General features: G+C 38.4%; 18 protein-coding genes and 3 pseudogenes. 4 read left to right on the top strand and 17 right to left on the bottom strand.

Annotated features, from left to right (window positions below; translation table 11 throughout):
- Window positions 1-473: pseudogene (locus JCM10991_RS15400) on the top strand (PTS fructose transporter subunit IIC); the annotation flags it as partial.
- A 20-nt stretch (window positions 474-493) separates the two neighbouring features.
- Window positions 494-811 (top strand): PTS fructose transporter subunit IIB, encoded by a 318-nt coding sequence (locus JCM10991_RS08330; RefSeq protein WP_025021144.1) that lies wholly within the window; start codon window positions 494-496, stop codon window positions 809-811.
- Between the two features lie 66 nt (window positions 812-877).
- On the opposite strand, the gene JCM10991_RS15575 is transcribed toward JCM10991_RS08330, so the two are convergent.
- Both JCM10991_RS15575 and JCM10991_RS15570 read right to left on the bottom strand, forming a co-directional pair.
- Window positions 878-1,258: an FAD-binding protein gene (locus JCM10991_RS15575; RefSeq protein ID WP_191978943.1), complete on the bottom strand. Its 381-nt coding sequence runs from the start codon at window positions 1,256-1,258 to the stop codon at window positions 878-880.
- A 109-nt stretch (window positions 1,259-1,367) separates the two neighbouring features.
- Window positions 1,368-2,105 (bottom strand): hypothetical protein, encoded by a 738-nt coding sequence (locus JCM10991_RS15570; RefSeq protein WP_051527992.1) that lies wholly within the window; start codon window positions 2,103-2,105, stop codon window positions 1,368-1,370.
- Window positions 2,106-2,361: 256 nt separating this feature from the next.
- Between JCM10991_RS15570 and JCM10991_RS08320 the strand changes: the two genes are divergently transcribed.
- Window positions 2,362-3,435 carry a DUF8462 domain-containing protein gene (locus JCM10991_RS08320; protein ID WP_025021143.1) on the top strand — a complete coding sequence of 358 codons (1,074 nt, stop codon included), beginning with the start codon at window positions 2,362-2,364 and terminating at the stop codon, window positions 3,433-3,435.
- Window positions 3,436-3,473: 38 nt separating this feature from the next.
- Here JCM10991_RS08320 and JCM10991_RS08315 read toward each other — a convergent pair whose 3' ends face one another.
- The 13 genes and pseudogenes from JCM10991_RS08315 to JCM10991_RS08255 all read right to left on the bottom strand — a co-directional run bounded on the left by JCM10991_RS08315 (window position 3,474) and on the right by JCM10991_RS08255 (window position 16,812).
- Window positions 3,474-3,836, bottom strand: a complete 363-nt coding sequence (locus tag JCM10991_RS08315) for a PTS glucitol/sorbitol transporter subunit IIA (RefSeq protein WP_025021142.1) — start codon at window positions 3,834-3,836, stop codon at window positions 3,474-3,476.
- Between the two features lie 18 nt (window positions 3,837-3,854).
- Entirely contained in the window at window positions 3,855-4,865 is a 1,011-nt protein-coding gene (gene srlE / locus JCM10991_RS08310; protein ID WP_025021141.1) for a PTS glucitol/sorbitol transporter subunit IIB, read from the bottom strand.
- 27 nt (window positions 4,866-4,892) lie between these two features.
- Window positions 4,893-5,437: pseudogene (gene srlA / locus JCM10991_RS13350) on the bottom strand (PTS glucitol/sorbitol transporter subunit IIC).
- A gap of 111 nt (window positions 5,438-5,548) precedes the next feature.
- Window positions 5,549-5,929, bottom strand: a complete 381-nt coding sequence (locus JCM10991_RS13345) for a transcriptional regulator GutM (protein ID WP_225349951.1) — start codon at window positions 5,927-5,929, stop codon at window positions 5,549-5,551.
- Window position 5,930: 1 nt separating this feature from the next.
- Window positions 5,931-7,790 carry a BglG family transcription antiterminator gene (locus JCM10991_RS08295; protein WP_025021140.1) on the bottom strand — a complete coding sequence of 620 codons (1,860 nt, stop codon included), beginning with the start codon at window positions 7,788-7,790 and terminating at the stop codon, window positions 5,931-5,933.
- A 15-nt stretch (window positions 7,791-7,805) separates the two neighbouring features.
- Window positions 7,806-8,609, bottom strand: coding sequence for an SDR family oxidoreductase (locus tag JCM10991_RS08290; protein ID WP_025021139.1), 804 nt, complete (start codon window positions 8,607-8,609; stop codon window positions 7,806-7,808).
- 540 nt (window positions 8,610-9,149) lie between these two features.
- A complete protein-coding gene (locus JCM10991_RS08285) occupies window positions 9,150-9,977 on the bottom strand; it encodes a Cof-type HAD-IIB family hydrolase (RefSeq protein WP_025021138.1) in 828 nt (275 codons plus the stop codon).
- A 251-nt stretch (window positions 9,978-10,228) separates the two neighbouring features.
- Window positions 10,229-10,420 (bottom strand): hypothetical protein, encoded by a 192-nt coding sequence (locus JCM10991_RS13340; RefSeq protein WP_025021137.1) that lies wholly within the window; start codon window positions 10,418-10,420, stop codon window positions 10,229-10,231.
- 341 nt (window positions 10,421-10,761) lie between these two features.
- The gene (locus tag JCM10991_RS08275; RefSeq protein WP_025021136.1) at window positions 10,762-12,003 is read right to left on the bottom strand and encodes an oligosaccharide MFS transporter; all 1,242 of its coding nucleotides are present in this window, start codon (window positions 12,001-12,003) and stop codon (window positions 10,762-10,764) included.
- 25 nt (window positions 12,004-12,028) lie between these two features.
- Complete coding sequence (locus tag JCM10991_RS08270) at window positions 12,029-13,009, bottom strand: glycoside hydrolase family 43 protein (protein WP_025021135.1); 981 nt, start codon at window positions 13,007-13,009, stop codon at window positions 12,029-12,031.
- Between the two features lie 25 nt (window positions 13,010-13,034).
- Window positions 13,035-14,459, bottom strand: a complete 1,425-nt coding sequence (gene araA, locus JCM10991_RS08265; protein WP_025021134.1) for an L-arabinose isomerase — start codon at window positions 14,457-14,459, stop codon at window positions 13,035-13,037.
- Window positions 14,460-14,471: 12 nt separating this feature from the next.
- Window positions 14,472-15,206: an L-ribulose-5-phosphate 4-epimerase gene (locus tag JCM10991_RS08260; RefSeq protein ID WP_025021133.1), complete on the bottom strand. Its 735-nt coding sequence runs from the start codon at window positions 15,204-15,206 to the stop codon at window positions 14,472-14,474.
- 4 nt (window positions 15,207-15,210) lie between these two features.
- Complete coding sequence (locus JCM10991_RS08255) at window positions 15,211-16,812, bottom strand: xylulokinase (protein ID WP_025021132.1); 1,602 nt, start codon at window positions 16,810-16,812, stop codon at window positions 15,211-15,213.
- A 274-nt stretch (window positions 16,813-17,086) separates the two neighbouring features.
- On the opposite strand from JCM10991_RS08255, the gene JCM10991_RS08250 reads away from it, so the two are divergent.
- Complete coding sequence (locus tag JCM10991_RS08250) at window positions 17,087-18,160, top strand: GntR family transcriptional regulator (protein ID WP_025021131.1); 1,074 nt, start codon at window positions 17,087-17,089, stop codon at window positions 18,158-18,160.
- 192 nt (window positions 18,161-18,352) lie between these two features.
- Here JCM10991_RS08250 and JCM10991_RS15200 read toward each other — a convergent pair whose 3' ends face one another.
- Window positions 18,353-18,664, bottom strand: coding sequence for an IS3 family transposase (locus JCM10991_RS15200; protein ID WP_225349950.1), 312 nt, complete (start codon window positions 18,662-18,664; stop codon window positions 18,353-18,355).
- 38 nt (window positions 18,665-18,702) lie between these two features.
- A pseudogene (locus JCM10991_RS15195) lies at window positions 18,703-19,012 on the bottom strand (hypothetical protein); the annotation flags it as partial.

Genomic DNA, 19,012 nt, shown 5'->3' with positions numbered 1-19,012 from the left:
TTTGTCAATCTCAAATTAGCACCCACCCATTTTTGACAGGAATTATGGGAACTGCTACAGCTGTCCCACCCATTGGTATAGGTATTAGTTCAATAATTTTCAAAAATAAATTTCCATCTACTGAAAAGAAGATCGGTGTAGCTGCAATCTTAATGGGATTTTGTGGTATTACCGAAGGAGCAATTCCTTTTATCGCCTGCAATCCCATACTTATTATTACCACTTCTACATTAGGTGCAGCAGTTTCTGGGATAACAGCCTCACTTCTTAATGTCATTAATTATGCTCCATGGGGTGGAATAATCGTTTTACCTGTTATTGAAAATAAACTCGAATACTTAATTTCAATTATGTTTGGTGTTTTAACTATCATTATCATTATTGGCTTAACAAATAATGACTATGAAAAGCATAAAAATATTAAAAATAAGCATAGCAAAAGACATCAATTTAAAATCGAAATTATAGAATAATATTATGGAAGGTGATTTTTATGAAAATTGTTGGTGTTACATCTTGCCCAAGTGGTGTAGCTCACACCTATATGTCTGCCGAGGCACTCAGAACAGCTGCTTCTGAACATAACATTGAAGTTAAAGTTGAAACACAAGGCCTTTCTGGAATAGAAACCGAACTTACTCAAAATGAAATCGACGAAGCAGATTTTGTTGTATTAACAACTGATACTAGTATTTTGGGTATTGATAGATTTAAAGGAAAGAAGGCTATTAAAATCAAAGCCCGAGAATTAATTGATTACGCTGATGACCTTATTGAGCAATTAATAGACACTTACCAAAATAAACTATAAAATTTAACATAAAAATAGTGAACAAGAGCGTATGCATACTACATTGACCCTTCTTCACTATTTTATTTATTCTACTGCATATTGACCAGCCAGGCGACCGAAAGTCAAAGCGTGACTAGCGGTCAAACCTGGCACATGATCAGAATAAGCTCCCCAAAAGAAACCACCCGAACAGTTACCTGCGGCATAAAGGCCTTCGATAACTTTGCCTTGTTCATTAAGTACTTGCATCTTGGTGTTAACTCGTAAACCATCCAAAGTCGCTAACAAACGACCACCAACAATGGCTCCATAGTATGGCGCTTGGTCAACAGGTTCTAAACGGTAACTTTCCTTCCCAAAATCGGTATCTTGCTGGGAAGCTACCATTTCATTATAACGTGCAACACTCGCTTGTAAATTAGCTACTGGTAGGCCGAGTTTTTGAGCAAGTTCTTCAACTTGTATCGGCTTTTTGAACTAAACCTTCTTCCAAACGTTGCTGCACACCTTCACGCGCTTGGTCACCATTAAAAATCCCAGGGAAACCTAAGCGCGAACAACCTAAAGTGTGGTATTATCCCAAGCTTTCATCTGTCATCGTGGCTTCTGTCCAAATCATGGCACTCAAGTAGCCTGGTTGCTTAGCCGCTGCATTCATTTGGAACTGGTAAGGAGCACTCTCATTAAAGAAACATTCCCCTTCCAAGTTAACTTTTAACATTGGATAAAATGCTAGCCACAAGTAACCAGGATAATCTGGTGGCGTTAAACTTGTTTCGTAAAAGTCTTTGGCATTAGTTCCAACCGGTACCGCTCCTCGGTTAAAAACTATTGATGCCGGTTCCTCATCTTTAGCTGCACCAATTTCCAAAGCAGCTAAAATTCCAGAACCATCGTCGCGGTGGCTGTCATTGTAGACATTAGTTTTTAAGCCCCAAGGATTCCACTTCTGCATAAGAGCTTGGTTAGCACCATAACCCATATGCCAATACTGACCGTGTTCTGCCGTAACTTCATTTCCGGTTGAAAAAGCACGGTTACGCTCTGTTTCATAATATGCATCAGCAGTCGCTTGCATATAAGCACCATGAGGACGTAGGACCTTCTCATCAATCCAGTCGACTGTTTCAGAAGAATGATCCGCCCAGGTGTTCAAAAGGCGTTCATCCACATTACCTTGTGCAAAAGTAGAAAGATAATTTACCAACTCATTCTTATCAATTTCAACTCCCGCCTCCTTCTGAACTTTACTGTGAATCGAGGCAATTGTTTCTCGGTAAAGAAAGTTTGTATTGCGTGATTTATCAATCACTAAACTTTAGCTCCTTTTTCAGCAGCTGTAGCCGCGGCCATTCCTCCAGCATTACTAGCCCCAATAACCAAGACATCATATTGTACTTTTTCCATGGTTACCAACTTCTAAATTATTCTTATACATATATCTTAAGATATTTTATATAATTTTAAAAGCGTTTTCCATAAATTAACTTCATTTGGTTGCACTTAAGTTTAAAATAGTTTAAAATTAAAATTAAAGTTTAAAAGAGTTTAAAATAAGGAGGATGATTATGTTAACAGAAAATCCATTCAATCCAACTTTTGGTGACATTCCCGAACTTTTTCTTCAAGCAGAAACTAGTCCGCATGAAATCACTACTTTAATTGAGCAAAGTAAATTTGCCCGCTCCTTTTTCATCACCGGTGTCCGTGGCTCAGGTAAAACTGTTTATATGACTAAGGTCGCTTCTCTACTTAGCACAGAACAAAACTTTGTCCACATTGACTTACTTAATAACGAAAATATTATCGAAAATTTTTCTAGTAAACTTTATTATGCAAGTAATTCAAAGTTTGATCAAATTTTTCCTACAATTGAATCTCTATCCGTTGCTGGCCTTTCTTTTAAGTTTTCTGACAATCAATCAGATAATCCAGAACTCCTAATTGAAGAACTCCTAAACGTCTTAAAATCCCAGGGTAAGAAGGTTCTCATTACCATCGACGAAGTTGATGACTCAAAGGCAATCCAAAGATTTTCCCAACTTTTTGCCGCTCTAAAACGCAAGCAACTCCCTGTCTTTTGCTTAATGACAGGACTACCTGAATTAGTGCTTAACGTACAAAATAATAAGAAGCTAACTTTTTTACTACGCTCAGAAAAAATCTTCATGTCCCCCCTAGATAATCTGGCCATGGTGCAAACATACCAAAAAGTTTTTGCTTGTTCAGTTAAATTGGCCTCTCAAATGGCCCAACTAACAGCTGGTTATTCTTACGCATTTCAGTTACTAGGTTACCTCTGCTTTGAAAACAACCCACAACTCGAGGAAACCAACTTTGCAACCGTCAAAGAACTTTTCCAACTAACCCTATTCGAAAATGCCTACCAAAAAATTTTTGAAGGTCTCTCCGACCTAGATCGCCAATACTTAATTGCCATTCAGGGACAAAGGAAACTTGAAGAAGTGTGTCGGATTATGAACAAAGACAAGGTTTTTGTTTCACAATATCGTCGTCGTGCGTTGGAACGACGCTTAATTAGACCAACTGGTCACGGTACCGTTGACTACACCTTACCTCTTTTTTCCGAGTATATTAACGCCATCCAAGACCCTGATTCCCTCTTTTATCTTGGTTACTAAAAAGTGAAGCTCCCGCAAAGGAAGCTTCACTTTTTGTGTTAATCTGTAATTGAAATAGTAGTGCCGACCTTGAATTCTGGATAGTCACCTTCAGAGACGTAAAGAGTTCCTGGTAATTCTGGTTCCGTCAAACCTGTGAAGGATATGGCAATGTGCCCAAGGTTAGTCAAGTTCGTTTGCACTTCACCACCAACCGCCGTAATCGTGTATTCTTTGTCATCAAAGTGAACTTTCATCCCCTTCTTAATTTCGGCGCTGACTGGCTCAACATTGATAATAAAGCATGAGGAACGCAGGGCATCTGGGGCTTGGTTTCCGAAAAGAATTGCCATGGCAATTTCCTTAAATTCCGGGGTATCCGCCCCGATTTCCACAACTTCTGTTTTAAAAATTTCTGACATAGTACTAACCTCCGAATTTTATTTGCCGTATAGACCAAAGCTGGCTAACCAAGCAACGAAGACCCGTGGCACCCCATTGATAAAGCGACTGTAGAGTACGGATGGCACCCCTACTTCAACGGTCTTGGAATCAGCTTCAGCTAACCCTAACCCTACAGGAATAAAGTCACAACCATTTTGGGTGTTGATGGCAAAGAGCGCTGGCAAAGCATATTGTGGTGGAATATTACCTTTCCCGATTTCCACCCCAATTAAAGTCCCAATAATTTGACCAATAACGGCCCCGGGTCCTAAAAGTGGCGATAAGAATGGCAAAGAACAAATAAATCCTAAAGCCATCAAACCCCAAACATTTCCTGCTAAAGGTTTCATAGCCGTGGCAAAGACCTTCCCAATCCCGGAACCATTGATAATCCCAATTAAGAGGGCAACAAAGGCCATAAAAGGAATAATGGTATTAATCACGGTTTGTACGGCATCCTTAGCGGCTTGGTTAAAAGTTGACACAACCTTCCCAGCTCCAATCCCGATCCGGGTTAAAATTCCAGGATTTTCTTGTTGAGCGGTCAACGTCTTGGTAGTGTCAATCCCTTCATCAGCTGCTTCTTTAGCGACGGCTTCAACCGTAGTAGTTTCTGTTACAGCATCATCATCTGAAATCAATTCAATTTGATCCAAACCAACTTTAGAAACATAGATATCTTCTTTGATAAATTGAGCTAAAGGACCACTCTTACCAGTTGGTAGAACATTGATAGTCTTGATACCTTTCTTAGGGTAAATTCCACACCGTAAGGTCCCCCCACAATCCACAATAGCGAGAGCTGTTTCCTCATCTGGAATAGAAGTTTTGAAACCATCTACGGCCTCCATTCCTGTTAATTGCGCAATTTTATCAACAATATCTGGCTTGTTGCCACCTGTTACATAAATAAATTTGTGCTTTTCTTCTGTTGGAGTAATGGTGATAGGTCCACCCCAGCCCCCAGTACCTTTTACAACACGAATACTATGATATTTCTTTGTCATAATCGTTGCCTCATTTCTTCAATCTTATTACATTTCTACTTCTTTAGAAAGGGTAACCCCTTGTTGCTTGCAGACGTATGCGGTGGTGAAGTCGGTAATCCAACCACCAATGAAATTCATTAGCAAACCGACTAACATGTAGCGGATAGCCAAATCCATGGTGTTGAAACCTAACTTTTGCACCCCTTGCGCAATCCCTAACCAAATAAAGTATTCCGAGGGATTAATGTGGGGGAAAACCCCATTACTAGTGTGACAGAATTGAGCGATAGAGGCGTACCAACTTGGCTTGTAGTATTCAGGTAAGAATTTACCCATAGAGTGTGCCATTGGATTTCCTAGCATAAAAGCGGATACAAAAGGTAAGATTAAATAACGGGTCACAGGTTCTTAGAGGAAGCCCGGGCCAGCTTAGATATTTTTTTATCCCCAACAAAGGCAATAATAGCATTCATTAAAACTAACAAAAGTAAAACTGTTGGGATAATAGTAGTCATCCAACCTACGAAGGTTTTACCCCCGCTTTGGAAAAGCCCCATAAAGTCTGAGGCGAATTCTGTAACAAATTTCATTTTAGTTACCTTCTTTCATTTTTCTAGTTCTAAACCGATAGTAGACAGACTTGGCCTTTTCAACCATTGGTAGGGACCAAATCTTAATGCTGTCGTCAAAGTCTGCTTGGCTCATTTCTTTCGTCCGGTAATTAATATAGGCCTTGTAAGCATCAAGGAAGCACACACGGTTAATTTGTCGAATTTTCTCAAAAATTCGTGGTCAGCTGCCAATTCCGCAATATTTTGGTTACGTAAACTTTTAATTTCTTTGAATTTAGCAAAGACTGTCACACCTTTCATCATTTGCGCTTCTAAAATTGTACCTTCAGCGTTGACTGCTAATAACATCAAAGTCCCGGAACGAACTTTCTTGGGATTTTTACCGATTGCTACCGGAGCTTGCAGGCGTAAACGGTGAAAGGTCGTGGAGAAGTCCTTAATTTGTCGAAGTCCGAATAACCCCTGTAATAAGAAGGCTCCTACCAGCATTAAGCCAAAATAAATCATCATTTTATATCGCCTCCATAATCTGTATAAATCCACGGTTATCATCATAATTTTTCAAATTGCTAAGCATATTAGCATTGGCTGCCATAGTATTAATCGCATCATAAACATTGGATAAGGTCCGCGTTAAATTATCATCGAGTTCTTTAGGAATGGCCACGAGAAAGACCACTTTAACCTTCCGACTTTTATAAGTCACAGCTTTGTCAAAAATTCCCGCTTTGACTAAAATACGATGGTGACCACTGTCGTCAATTAAGTGAGGTATCGCAATACCGTCCCCGAAAATATTAGACTTTTCAGCTTCCTTTTGGCGCCAACTTTCTTTGAATTCTTCTGTTAAGTTACCTTGCGCAATTTCTCGATCAATCAAACTAGCCACTTCATCTAGGTACGATTTACTAGTCTTAAACTTAGTAACGCTAAACTGACAAAGTCCCGCTTGAATTGCTTCATTCACCAACAAGATACGCATTTTTTCCTGCAGGCTCCCTTTATTAAAGGCAGTATCCAATTTAACCACTGGTGCTTTCCTATTTAACTGATCATCTTTAAAATAATCGTTGGTAAAAGTTAATAGGTACTTGGCTTGGCTGGCTTTAAATTCTTCTTCAGAACTAAAGGTATCAACAATCACTTCTTCATCAAAAAGTGCTTTGATTTGTTTAGCAATAAATTTATTAATGCTAGAACCAGCAATATTGACCACTGCAAAGCGGTGCAAATTATTTTGTGGCGTGGCATCTAATTCCATCTGAAAATAAACTGTTAGATAACCAATCTCTTGATCCCGAATATTTTCGGCTAGTTTCTGACTAAGTAAGGTTACCATTTCTTTAGCCAACTCCAAGGCCAACGGATACATCGTTAAAATTTCATCTGAAATAAATTCGTTAGATTTGATATCAAAGGCTGCACGATTAACTAAGAAAACCAAATGATACTTGATTTCCATAAAAAAATGGCAGAAATCTAAATTAACGTCAATTTTTTTCTTCAAAGCTGGGATTAATCCTTGACCCAACTGAGATAATTCCGCAACGGCCTCCTCAAGCTTACTTTCTTCTGTTTGTCTTAACTTGGAGATATTCATCGGACTGGTGATAAATAACCACTCCGTTATATTTAAAGGGCTTTCAAAAAAGTTAGCTAAGTATGTTTGCAATGCTTGACAACTACTTTCTTTCAATAAGAAATAGTAATGTGGCACTGGTGCTTGCATGATGATGCCTTGCTGACGCAACCAAAGAACAATTAAGAGATTCGTTTTGAACTGACGGGTAACTTCCTCAGTCACTCCAAATGTAGCCAAAATTTCTTCTAACTCAAGTCCTTCTTGAGCAGATAATTGAGGCAGCTCACAGTAACGGGCGACCAAACTCTTAAAAATTACCGCATATTTGTAGTCTTGAGGAACAAAAAGTTTTACGCCCCGGTTAGTTTTTGTTTGAATTTCCGCCCCGAAATAGTTCAATTCGGACCTAAGAGCCTGAATATCCTTGTTAATTGTCCCACGACTGCTTAAGAATTTTTCTGCTAAATCATCTAAAATCACATATTCATCATGTTTTCGGTAAAGTTCCTTGAGAATTAAAGCTTGGCGCTTGACCGGATCATTATAATCAAGGTCCTCTTTCAAAAAGGAAGTTTGAATGCTAGTCAGCTTTTCATAATCTTCGATTTCGATAAAGAAAACCCCGTTGCGAAAGATGATTTGTGCAATGCCGGTCAACTCAGCATTTAAAGCTTGAATATTTTTACTGATAGTTCCATGAGACAGGCTAAATTGGGTCTGTAACTTGCCGTATGTTAATGTATCATTGATAAGAAAATACCGCAGGATTTCATAATTTTGTCTGTCCAATCAGCTCATCTCCTTCTAGCCGCGAGATTTACCTCCGGCAACGTTAATCGTAACCCCAGTAATATAGCTGGCTTTATCTGATAAGAGATATGTCACAGCATCGGCAACCTCAGATAATTTACCACTACGACCCAATGGCGTAGTTGAAGTACTCTTGTAACCGGCACGAATGTCATCAACCGTCTTATGACGCGTGTAGGCCAAAGCCTCTTCGTATGATAAAGTCCGTAAACCTGTGGCTTCCATAATCCCAGGAGCCACACCAACAACACGAATATTGTGTTCCCCTAGTTCCTTAGCCCAAGAGCGGGTAAATCCATTAATAGAAGCCTTAGTAGCAGAATAAACACTTTGTCCTTGAGAACCTTCAAGACCGGCTTCAGAAGACATGTTAACCACAACCCCGTACTTTTGCTTGGCCATTTGACGTACGGCAGCTTGAGAAACTAAGAAAACACTCTTCACGTTGACGGCAAACATCTTATCAAAGTCCGCTTCGGTAAACTCATACTTGCTTTGGTCAGCTTGAGCATCCACTAATAACCGTGGCAAATTAATTCCGGCGTTGTTCACAACCCCGTCAATCTTTCCTTCATTAGCCACCACTTGATCAACCATGGCGTTAACTTCTTCATGGCTGGCAACGTTGGTCTTTACGAAGTGGAGGTTTACATGTTTGAGATCGCCTTCATTTAAATCCGCATTGTAAACAACAGCATCATTGTTTAAGAGTTCTGTCACGATAGCTTTTCCGATTCCAGATGAACCACCAGTAACAATGTACACGCGACCAGCAATATCTAACCATTTTTCACTCATAATAAAACACCTCATGTTTTCTTATTTTTCTTTACGGTTTTATTATATGTGTATGCGCTTGCAAAATTAATACAAGGATTTGCGCATTTCTTTTTCAAAATGGTGGTTTAATTAATTAGAAAGCCATATTCATATATGGCAGATTTACATTTATTAATTTAGCCTTCTCAATTATTGAACTTTTTTATCTAACTTGTCAACTCAAATATTCAATGTTTAAAATGTATTGATATCAACAAGTCAACTCATGAAAAAGTACAACTTAGGTTTTAAGTAAACTCTCTACGGTGGACTCAGGTTTACTATGCGATATGTAAGCAAAGACCATAACTCTGTAACATAATAATACAGTACAATGTCACAAAATATTGCACTCCTCGTCCAGCCGGGCGGGGATTTTTTTTCGTAAAAAGGACTAACTTTTACGCTAGTCCCCTCTCAGCTTCACAAAATTTTTATAGCAAAAAAGAGCTAATCAACCGATTAACCCCTTAACACTGGTGTTTTGTGCTCTGCGCAACTCTATATTTTCAAATCAGCCTATATTTCTGCCAATATTCCTTCGATTGCAGCTAGAACACCTTCGTCATCATTACTTGGTACCATCTTGGTTGCCACTGCTTTAATTGGCTCTTTAGCATTCGCCACTGCATAAGAAGTCCCCGCGGCTTGCATCATTTCCAAGTCATTAAGATTATCGCCGAAAACAATCAAGTCCTCTTTATTTAAATGATAGTGTTGTAAGAGCTGTTCTAGCCCCCAAGCTTTATGGCAGTCACCATGCACAAAATCAATGGCTCCATGACCGCCCTGAACTGCACGCAAGTCATCTCCGTGACTTTGGTTATATTCAGCAATCAAGCTATCTACTTCTGCTTCAGGAACCATGGCTGTTACCTTAATAAATTCGTCTTGATTGGCCACTTGGTCAAAACTTGCAACCTTAATGCCCGGACTGAACAATTTCACCCAATCAGCTGGCATCAAACCTTGATTAGCTTGTTCCTGAAGATCACCAATATAGTACATTTGCTTGGCACTTGAAATTAAGATAAAGTAGTTCTTACTGCGCGATAAGAAAAATTCCTCAAAATCCCGAATTTGTTGGACTGTGAGCAACTGTTTGGCAATTTCTTGACCTTGTGCCCGCACATAAGCCCCATTTTCCGCAATACAATCGATGCGTGCTGAAATATTTTGAAAAATATCTTCCACCATCCAGTAAGACCGTCCACTCGCCACTGCAAAGCGGATTTGCGCTTCATCTAAGCGGTCAAGTAACTTAGTAAAACGTTCCTGATTATAAGAACCATCGCTTTTCAAAAAAGTCATATCCATATCACTAGCAATAATTTTTCTAGGTCGCATTTTGATACCCCCATTTGTTAAGTTTAACATAATTTTTAATGGCGCCAAAAGTAATATAGACACGCAAAAATAATAATAATAAATAGGACCAAATAACACCCGCAAGTCACTTGCTTAATTTCTACCTCAGCCGATACAAACTTGGATTTCGAAGATGAAATTATCTCTCCATTGGCAGATAGAACTGTCATCTCGTGTAGTATATTATCGTACAGTTAAAAATATCCCCTTCTGAAGCTTGCAAGATAAAATTAAACTTCTTCGGAATGATACTTTTCAATGAGATCTTGCTCATATTTTTTAAGTAAATAATCTGTTAAAACATGATAGTCCAAATACTGGATACCATACTTACCCCAATGGATTTTATTTACCAAACGGCTATTGTAATATAAATCCATTGCTTGAGGTAAACTTAGATTTAATTCTTGAGAAATATTCATAATAAGTTTTTCTTCTAAACTTTCTTGATAAATCTGTTCTATCCTTATAATCTTTATTTAAAAGTATAACACGCTCAACAAGCTTATGTTAAATCTTGAACCTAAAATTAGCAGATTTCCGTTGAAATCATCAAATATTATACCAATCAAAAGAAAAATTTCACGAGCATAGAAAAAAGCCGCTCCTTTGAACGACTTTAATCTTTACGCTTACATTTTTATTTAAAAAGCCTACTTACACTAGCTTGACTACTTAACTAGGCTGACAGGCTTTTCGTTACTGTGTCTTATTGTTAAATATATTTTTACATTTTTTAGGAGTATATTATGGCTTAATTTGTCTATGCTTTCACTTGACCAGCCTTAATCGGATCTTCTTTTTCAAGTGTGAATGCACAAATAAGTGTGACCACTGCTACAATAATCCCTAAGATAAGGTATGTGTGTTGGAAACCAACTTGGTCATACATCTTACCGGCAAAGGATGAAAAGAAGAAAACCGATAACTGTTTAGCAAAGTTAGATGACAATGCATAAACAGTAGCATATAACCGTAAATCAAAAGCTCCGGCAATATACTTCATAATTGAAACCAGGAGGATTGGCATTTCTAACCCTGCCAAAAGTCTAAAGATGACGATTAATGTCAAGTTCGGAACTAAGGCAGAACCTAAAATCCGAATTGCTAAAATAACACCGTAGATAATCAAACCGTTACGTGAACCAATTTTATTAATTAACCATGGCATTGGAATCATTAATAAAAACTCTAAAGCCGTTTGGCTAGATGTCATGTAACTATAAGCAATCGTCCCTTGGGAAGCGTTGTCAAAAAATGATTTAAAAAAGATAATAAATTGTTGATCAAATACATCGTAGACTGCAGAAGTACCAATATAGAACAATGATAAAATCCAAAAATTACGTAATTTAAAAATGGAACTCATTTGCTTTAGATCCAATTTATTTGAAGTATCTTCACCACCAGCAGCAGCCAAGTTGTCTAAATTGATTTTATCACTAAAAATCAAAGTACATGTAAGTAAAATCGCCGCTGTAGTACATGCCCAAAAAATTGAATTAGGGTTCCATAAGAAGAGACGACCTCCAACCAACGCAGCAGTTGCTCCCGCTAATGATCCTCCCATCCGCGAGTGACCGAATTCAAAGTTATTTGTCAAACTAGCACGTTGTACATATTGTTCAACTACAGAAACCCCACCGTTTAAAATAAAACTCATGTAAATCCCTGTTATAATGGCTACTGTTGTAGGTCCCATAGCTAGTAGTGGCTTAAATACCCATTGGAAATATGGTCCAACTAAAATCATCCCTACAGCGATTGTGATAATCAGGGTTTTCTTCATGACTAACCTATCTGAAATTACCCCAAAAATAGGTTGGAAAATTAGGGAAATTCCTGACATCATGGAGAACACCAAACCTGCTTGAACTCCGTTAAAACCTGCTTCTTGTTCTAGCCAGAGTGTTAAATAACCAAAAACTATTGCCCAAGTAAAGAAGTAAGAAAAGTGTGTTACAGGGAAACCCCAAAAATGTTTCGTTTCATTATTCTTTTTCATAATTAAATTCCTCCATTAATCTCATTTAGTCATAACTGTAAGGAATTGGCTTCCCAAAATTAGGGGTACCATCTTCATTCCAAGTAAACGGTTTAACTAAGGTATGACGGTTAGGATCGTACAAAGGATCACCTTTAATTTCTGTATAATCACGACAGTGGTAAACCATTAAATCAGTTTCACCATCTTCCGCCACAGTGAAGGAATTGTGACCAGGACCAAATTGATTGTGTTCGAGATCACTTTCGAAAACTGGAGTTGGTGATTTTTCCCAGTTAGATGCATCTAATAGGTCAACATCATCACGCACGGTTAACATTCCCATCGCGTAATTTTCATCAGTGGCACTGGCTGAGTAAGTTAAGAAGAAACGACCATTCCGATGGAGAACTGCGGGACCTTCATTTACCCAAAAAATTTTGGTTTCCCAGTCATATTCTGGTTTAGTTAACATGACTGGTTCCGTTGAAATCGTCCAAGGATTTTCCATCTTAGCGATGTATAAATTAGAGTTACCCTTAATTTCTTTATCCTTTTGCGCCCAAACGTAGTATAAATCACCATTGTGTTCAAACGTGGTGGCATCTAGAGAGAACGTATCCATAGGGGTCACAACACGACCTTTTTCTTCCCAGTATTCTTCACCAGCCATAGGGTCTTCGTTTGCGCATTCAATGCAGAACATACGATGTTGGAACATTCCATTTTCGTCAAATTCTGTGGTGTGTGATGCGGCAAAGTAAACATACCACTTACCTTTAATATAGTGAAGTTCTGGTGCCCAGATTAATTCGCTCATTTCACCAGTACCTGATTCATGCTTTCTCCAAACTGTCCTTGGTGCAGCATGTGCTAAACCTTCTAAGGTACGAGCCTTTCGGATTTCAATTCGATTGTAAGCTGGTACTGATGCTGTAAAGTAGTAGTAACCATCAGTGTGCTTGTAAATAAATGGATCGGCACGTTGAATAATTAGGGGGGCAGTGTAGCTTAATTCTTTACTCATAAATAATTCCTCCAATTATAATAATTTAGTCAATTTCAACTAATTCAATGTCGTACATCTTTGCCAAATCGGCAATTTGTTCATTTGTTGCAGCTAATGAGAAGACAGTGTGGTGACCACCACCATTTTGAATCCATGCAACGGAGCCTTTCTTCAATCCCGCCTTAGGTGTCCACATTTGTTTAGCAACTGGTAAGTATGGTGTTTCTTTTTCTGGCTTGTGACCTTCAACTTCGTATGAGATGAACTTGAAGCCATCACGGAAGTCAGAAAGAGTAACGTCAATTCCGTCGCCTTCTGAGCCAGAGAAGACCAAACGTGCTGGGTCAGTCTTACCACCAATATCCAATGGGTGAACTTCAACCCGTGGTTTATCAGAAGCAATGGTTGGATCAACTTCAAGCATGTGTGAACCTAAGATAGCTTCATGACCTGGACGTAAATCTAATGTGTAGTCTTCCATGAAGACAGTTTGTTTGTTGTGGGTCATGATTTTAAGCACACGGTCAAGGGCAGCTGTCTTCCAGTCACCTTCACCAGCAAATCCATAACCATCACGCATTAACAATTGAGCAGCTAAACCTGGTAATTGATCCATGCCCCAAAGATCTTCGAAGTTTGAAGTAAAGGCAGTGTAGTTACCACGGTCTAAGAAACGTTTCAAAGCAATGTATTGCTTCAATTGTTCCCGTACTGAGTGTTGGTAGTGTTCTTCACTGTTGTTACCTTGAACTAATTCGTAACGACTTGCTAAATCATCGTACTCAGCTTGTACTTCTTCATCAGTTACTTTATTAATTTCTTCAACTAAGTCACCAATTCCGTAGTAATCAACTGTCCAACCTAACTTGATTTGTGCTTCAACCTTGTCGCCTTCAGTCACGGCTACATTACGCATGTTGTCACCAAAACGAGCTACCTTTACCTTAAATGATTCATTGTAGGCTACGGCAACATTTTCCCAGCTAGCAATTTCTGCTTGTACTTCTTCATCTGCCCAGTGACCGTAAACAACCTTATTATTCTTCTTCAAACGCGCATTGATGTAACCATATTCACGGTCACCGTGAGCTGATTGATTCAAGTTCATGTAATCAAAATCAATGGTATCGTAAGGAATGTTGTTTAAAAATTGGGTTGCCAAGTGAAGTAATGGCTTTTGGAGTAATTTAGTCCCACGAATCCAATTTTTAGCGGGTGAGAAAGTGTGCATCCAAGTCATTACCCCAGCAACTTCATCGCGATAGTTAGCTTCTTTCATGAAAGCAGTAATTTCTTCAGCAGTCTTCATAACACCTTTGAAAACAACCTTATATGGTAATTTACCGCTTTCATTTAAGGATGCTACAATTTTTTCAGTATCATTAGCTACATTACGGAGTTGTTCTTCCCCGTATAAAAATTGACTTCCTGCAACAAACCAAAATTCGTAATCTTGAATCTTTAACATCTTAAATTCCTCCTAATTTTCTTCATGCTTGGCATGACTTTGTGATTTAGCGTTATTTTGTCCATAGTATGCATTAGCTCCGTGCTTACGGAAGTAGTGCTTGTCTAATAAAAACTGTGGTAAAGTTGAATCTGCCATGGTCATTTGCATCGTGTGAAAATCTTCCTCTGCAACAACTTCCAATACTTTCGCATTGTAGACCGCCTTGGCTGGGGTAGCTCCCCAAGTAAAGGGACCATGTTGGGAAACCAAAGTCCCTGGCGTTGCTTCATAATCCAAGCCCCGCTTTTCAAAGGTTCTCACAATAGTTTTACCTGTATTACCTTCATAATCTTCTTCGATTTCTTCCTTAGTTAAGGCATCAGCTGCCGGAATGTCGGTATAGAAGGTATCAGCATGGGTAGTATTCATCGCTGGAATATCCATTTTGGCTGCAGCAAAGGAAACCGCCCATGGTGAGTGGGTGTGCACAATCCCCCCAATCCTAGGAAAATGATTGTAAAGGTAAGTATGCGTTGGTGTATCAGAAGAAGGATTATAATCTCCTTCAACAACTTCTCCCTTTAGATTTACCACTACGAGATCTTCTGGTTTTAAGTCTTCGTAATCAACCCCAGATGGCTTAATAACGAAGAGACCTTTTTCACGGTCAATCCCGGAAACGTTTCCCCAAGTAAAGGTAACTAAGTCTAACTTAGGCAACATCATATTGGCCTCGTAGACTTCTTTTTTTAAATTTTCTAACATCTTCTCACCCTTCGTAATTAATTTTTTCGGCCAAACGTTCAACTTCTAACCCAGCCTGGTAATTTTCAATAAAGATACGGTAACCTGCCACCCCAGCTTCTTCAGGGGCCAAGGTCATACTTTCGCTTTGAGTAAAGACCCTGGTATCTAAGTAATCTGGTAAGCTTAACTCATTCTTATCAGTGAGGTAAAGCGCTAAGACCGCCATTCCCCATGGTCCACCAACACTGGCATTATTCATGATTGTAATTGGTACATTTAAGGCGTTCGCTAAGACTTGTTGACCTACAACTGGTGTTTTGAACAGGCCACCTTGAGCAATCATCACTTCAGTTTGGATACCTTCTTCTTTGATCAAAGTTTCCATCCCAATTTGTAGTGGTGCAAATGCTGCATATAATTGAGAAACCATGAAGTTAGCCAAGGTAAAGTGACTATTTGGTGTTCTTACGAACAATGGTCGTCCAGCTTGAACATCAGTAATATTCTCCCCAGAAAGGTAGCTGTAGTTGACCAACCCCCCCGCATCCGGTTGTGACTTAAGCGCATCTAAGAAGAGCGTTTCATAAAGTGTGTCTCCTGAAACATTGATTCCTAAGCGACCCGCAAATTCTTTAAATAGACCCGCCCAGGCATTGATATCAGAAGAACAATTATTGGCGTGAACCATAGCAACTGCTTCTCCATCTGGAGTTGTAACCACATCAATATCACGGTGCACACTTTGAAGTTCTTTTTCTAAAACCACCATAGCAAAAGCGGAAGTCCCCACGGAAATGTTACCGGTCTTCTTACGCACGCTATTAGTAGAAATCATCCCAGTACCAGCATCACCTTCCGGTGGCGCCATTAGGCTACCGGCTAGCAAGTTACCAGTTGGATCAAGTAACTTAGCCCCTTCAGATGTCAAGCTACCAGCCATTTGACCGGCAACCTTAACTTCTGGCAGAATATCTTCTATCTTCCAAGAGTAAGCCTTTACATTTTTCTGATTAGAAAACTTAGTTAACAAATCTTGACGATAATTTCTATGTTTATCAATTGGGAACATCCCGGAGGCATCCCCCACACCTAAGACACGTTCACCACTTAACTTCCAGTGAACATATCCTGCTAAAGTGGTTAAATAGTCAATCTGTGCTACGTGTTCTTCACCATTTAATATAGCTTGGTAAAGATGAGCAATTGACCAGCGTTGAGGTATGTTGAAATTGAATAATTCCGTTAATTCTTCAGCTGCCTGTCTAGTAATATTATTGCGCCAAGTTCTAAATGGCGTTAAAAGTTTTTGATTTTTATCAAAAGCCAGATAGCCGTGCATCATAGCACTAATTCCGATAGAACCAACTTTTTCTAAACTTACATGGTAACTTGAAAAAACTTGCGCAGCTAATTGTGCGTAACTCTTTTGAACACCGTTCCAAATATCTTCTTCGCTATATGTCCAAATGTGATTTTCATATTTATTTTCCCAAACATTAGACCCTGAAGCTAAAACTTCAAAATCTGGTCCAATCAAAACCGCCTTAACTTGGGTTGAACCTAGTTCAATTCCTAAAGCAGTTTTGCCATTTTGAATGATTTGAGAAGCTTTCTTAATATCCAAGTAAAACACCTTCTTTACGAAAACGATTTCTTTTTACATTCACATCATATAATATTTGTTCGTATAATTCAACATAACAAAAAATTCATTCGAATAAAAAATTGTATATAAACATCTACAAATCAATGATTATAATTTGTGAAAATTTTATTTATTTTTTTATCAACAATTTGTAGCTTTAAGTTATTCGAATAAAAATCATTTTCTACTAGACTTTCAGCCAAAAATATAGTTGAATTTAATTAATGAAATATTTACACGGAGGGAATATTTTATGAAAAATGATTATCTAAAAGTTAAGGAAAGTATTAAAAATAAAATTCTCTTTGGAAAATACCAGGCAGAAGAAAAGCTTCCCACTGAAAATGAATTAATTGAACAATTTAAAATTTCACGCTATTCAATTCGTCGTGCTTTAGGAGAACTTGAGCGTGAACACTTAATCTATCGTGTCCAAGGATCCGGTATGTTTGTCCAATCACTTACTAAGAAATGGACTAAAAATACTAGTAATAAGACCATTGGAATTATTTGCACCCATATTGCTTCCTACATATTTCCGCAAATTATTGACGAGATTGACAATATTTTGACGGCACACGGCTACTCTTTACTACTTAGTAATACTCATAATGATCCTACTCGAGAACGCCAAAGCTTAATTAATATGCTAGATTCACAAGTTGCTGGCATTATTATCGAGCCAAGCCAATCTTCTTTGACCAGCCCTAATATGGATATTTTTAACATTATTAAGAAGAAAGAAATACCCATTGTCTTCTTAAATGCTGTCTATGAATCCCTTGATTTTCCTTGTGTTTCAATTAATGACTTGCAAGGAGAAAACCACTTAACGTCACACCTTTTAGAGTTGGGTCACCAACAAATATTAGGAGTTTTTCAAACCAATGATTTACAAGGCGTCAACCGTATGCGTGGTTTTATGAAGGCTTTTCAAGAAAAAAAGATTGATAATTCTAATTGTGATGTGATAATGTACAGTCCTCACGATGATTTTAATATTATTGCCCAAAAAGTCGAAATCTATCTTAAGAGTCCCATTCCGCCAACAGCTATCGTTTGTTACAATGATCAACTAGCAATTTGGCTCACGGACTATCTCAAAAAAAATGGTTATCATATACCAGATGATATTTCCATTGTTGGCTTTGACAATTACGCTATGGCACAATATTTAACACCACCATTAACTACTATTGCTTATCCAACACGTAATATTGGACAAGCAGCAGGTAAAGGTATTCTAGCTTTAATTAACAACGGAGAGTTTAGTTCTAAAAAATACGAACCAAAATTAATTCTCAGAAAATCTACTCAAAAAATTTAATTTTAAATAAGGTCCACCGCTCTTTTTGGCAGTGGACCTTTTGTTCTTTTAAGCTTTGTAAATTCAATGACCACGGGGCTATCCCTCCATGGGTTAAACCCCATGGAGGGATAGTGAAGTGCAACAAAAAAGTTAGACAAAAACAAAATATATTTTAAGTAGCTAAGACATGAATCCGGTAATCAACTGGGCTCATATTTTTGTTTTGTTCGAAATTTGGTCGTTATTATACCAATTGATGTACTTTCTGAAGAGCCATGTGAACTCGGCTATGTCCTTACAGCTCTTGATTTCAGGTAGCGATTCGATTTTGAGAAGGTGGAAAAAACTCTCCATAGGGGCATTATCTAAACAATTTCCCTTGCGGGACATACTTTGGATTGAACCCAATGAATCACTCTTTTCACGATAGTAGTCCAATTGATAGTACCAACCTTGGTCAGAGTGAATAATGGGATTAACACCTTCAGGAAGTTTGTCTTCAAGTTGTTTTAACGTGTCCATAATCAGCAGTTTATTTGGACTTTGGCTGATAGAAGCAGCTAAAACCTCTTTAGAGCCTGGTCCAAGATGATTGACATATAGGTCCAAGTAGAACTGCCTAAACGTATCTGTGAAACGTCAGTATGAAGGACGGTGTAGGGAATAGTGGCATCAAATGTTTGATTCAGTAGATTTTGAGCCACCTTACCAATTTCCTTGATTATTATCTTGATATCTGCGTACTTGTCAAGTTTGTTGGCAATGCGCTTACGTTCATCGTAGTAAGTTGCGCGCTTTAAGTCAACCATTCTCAGAAGCTCACCAATCCCATATCGTTTACTTTTAGGTAAGCCCTTTTGATCCACCCTA

Origin of the sequence: Ligilactobacillus equi DSM 15833 = JCM 10991, from assembly GCF_000615765.1 — a bacterium.
Taxonomy (GTDB): Bacteria; Bacillota; Bacilli; order Lactobacillales; family Lactobacillaceae; genus Ligilactobacillus; species Ligilactobacillus equi.
This window is presented reverse-complemented; position numbering and strand designations above follow the sequence as displayed.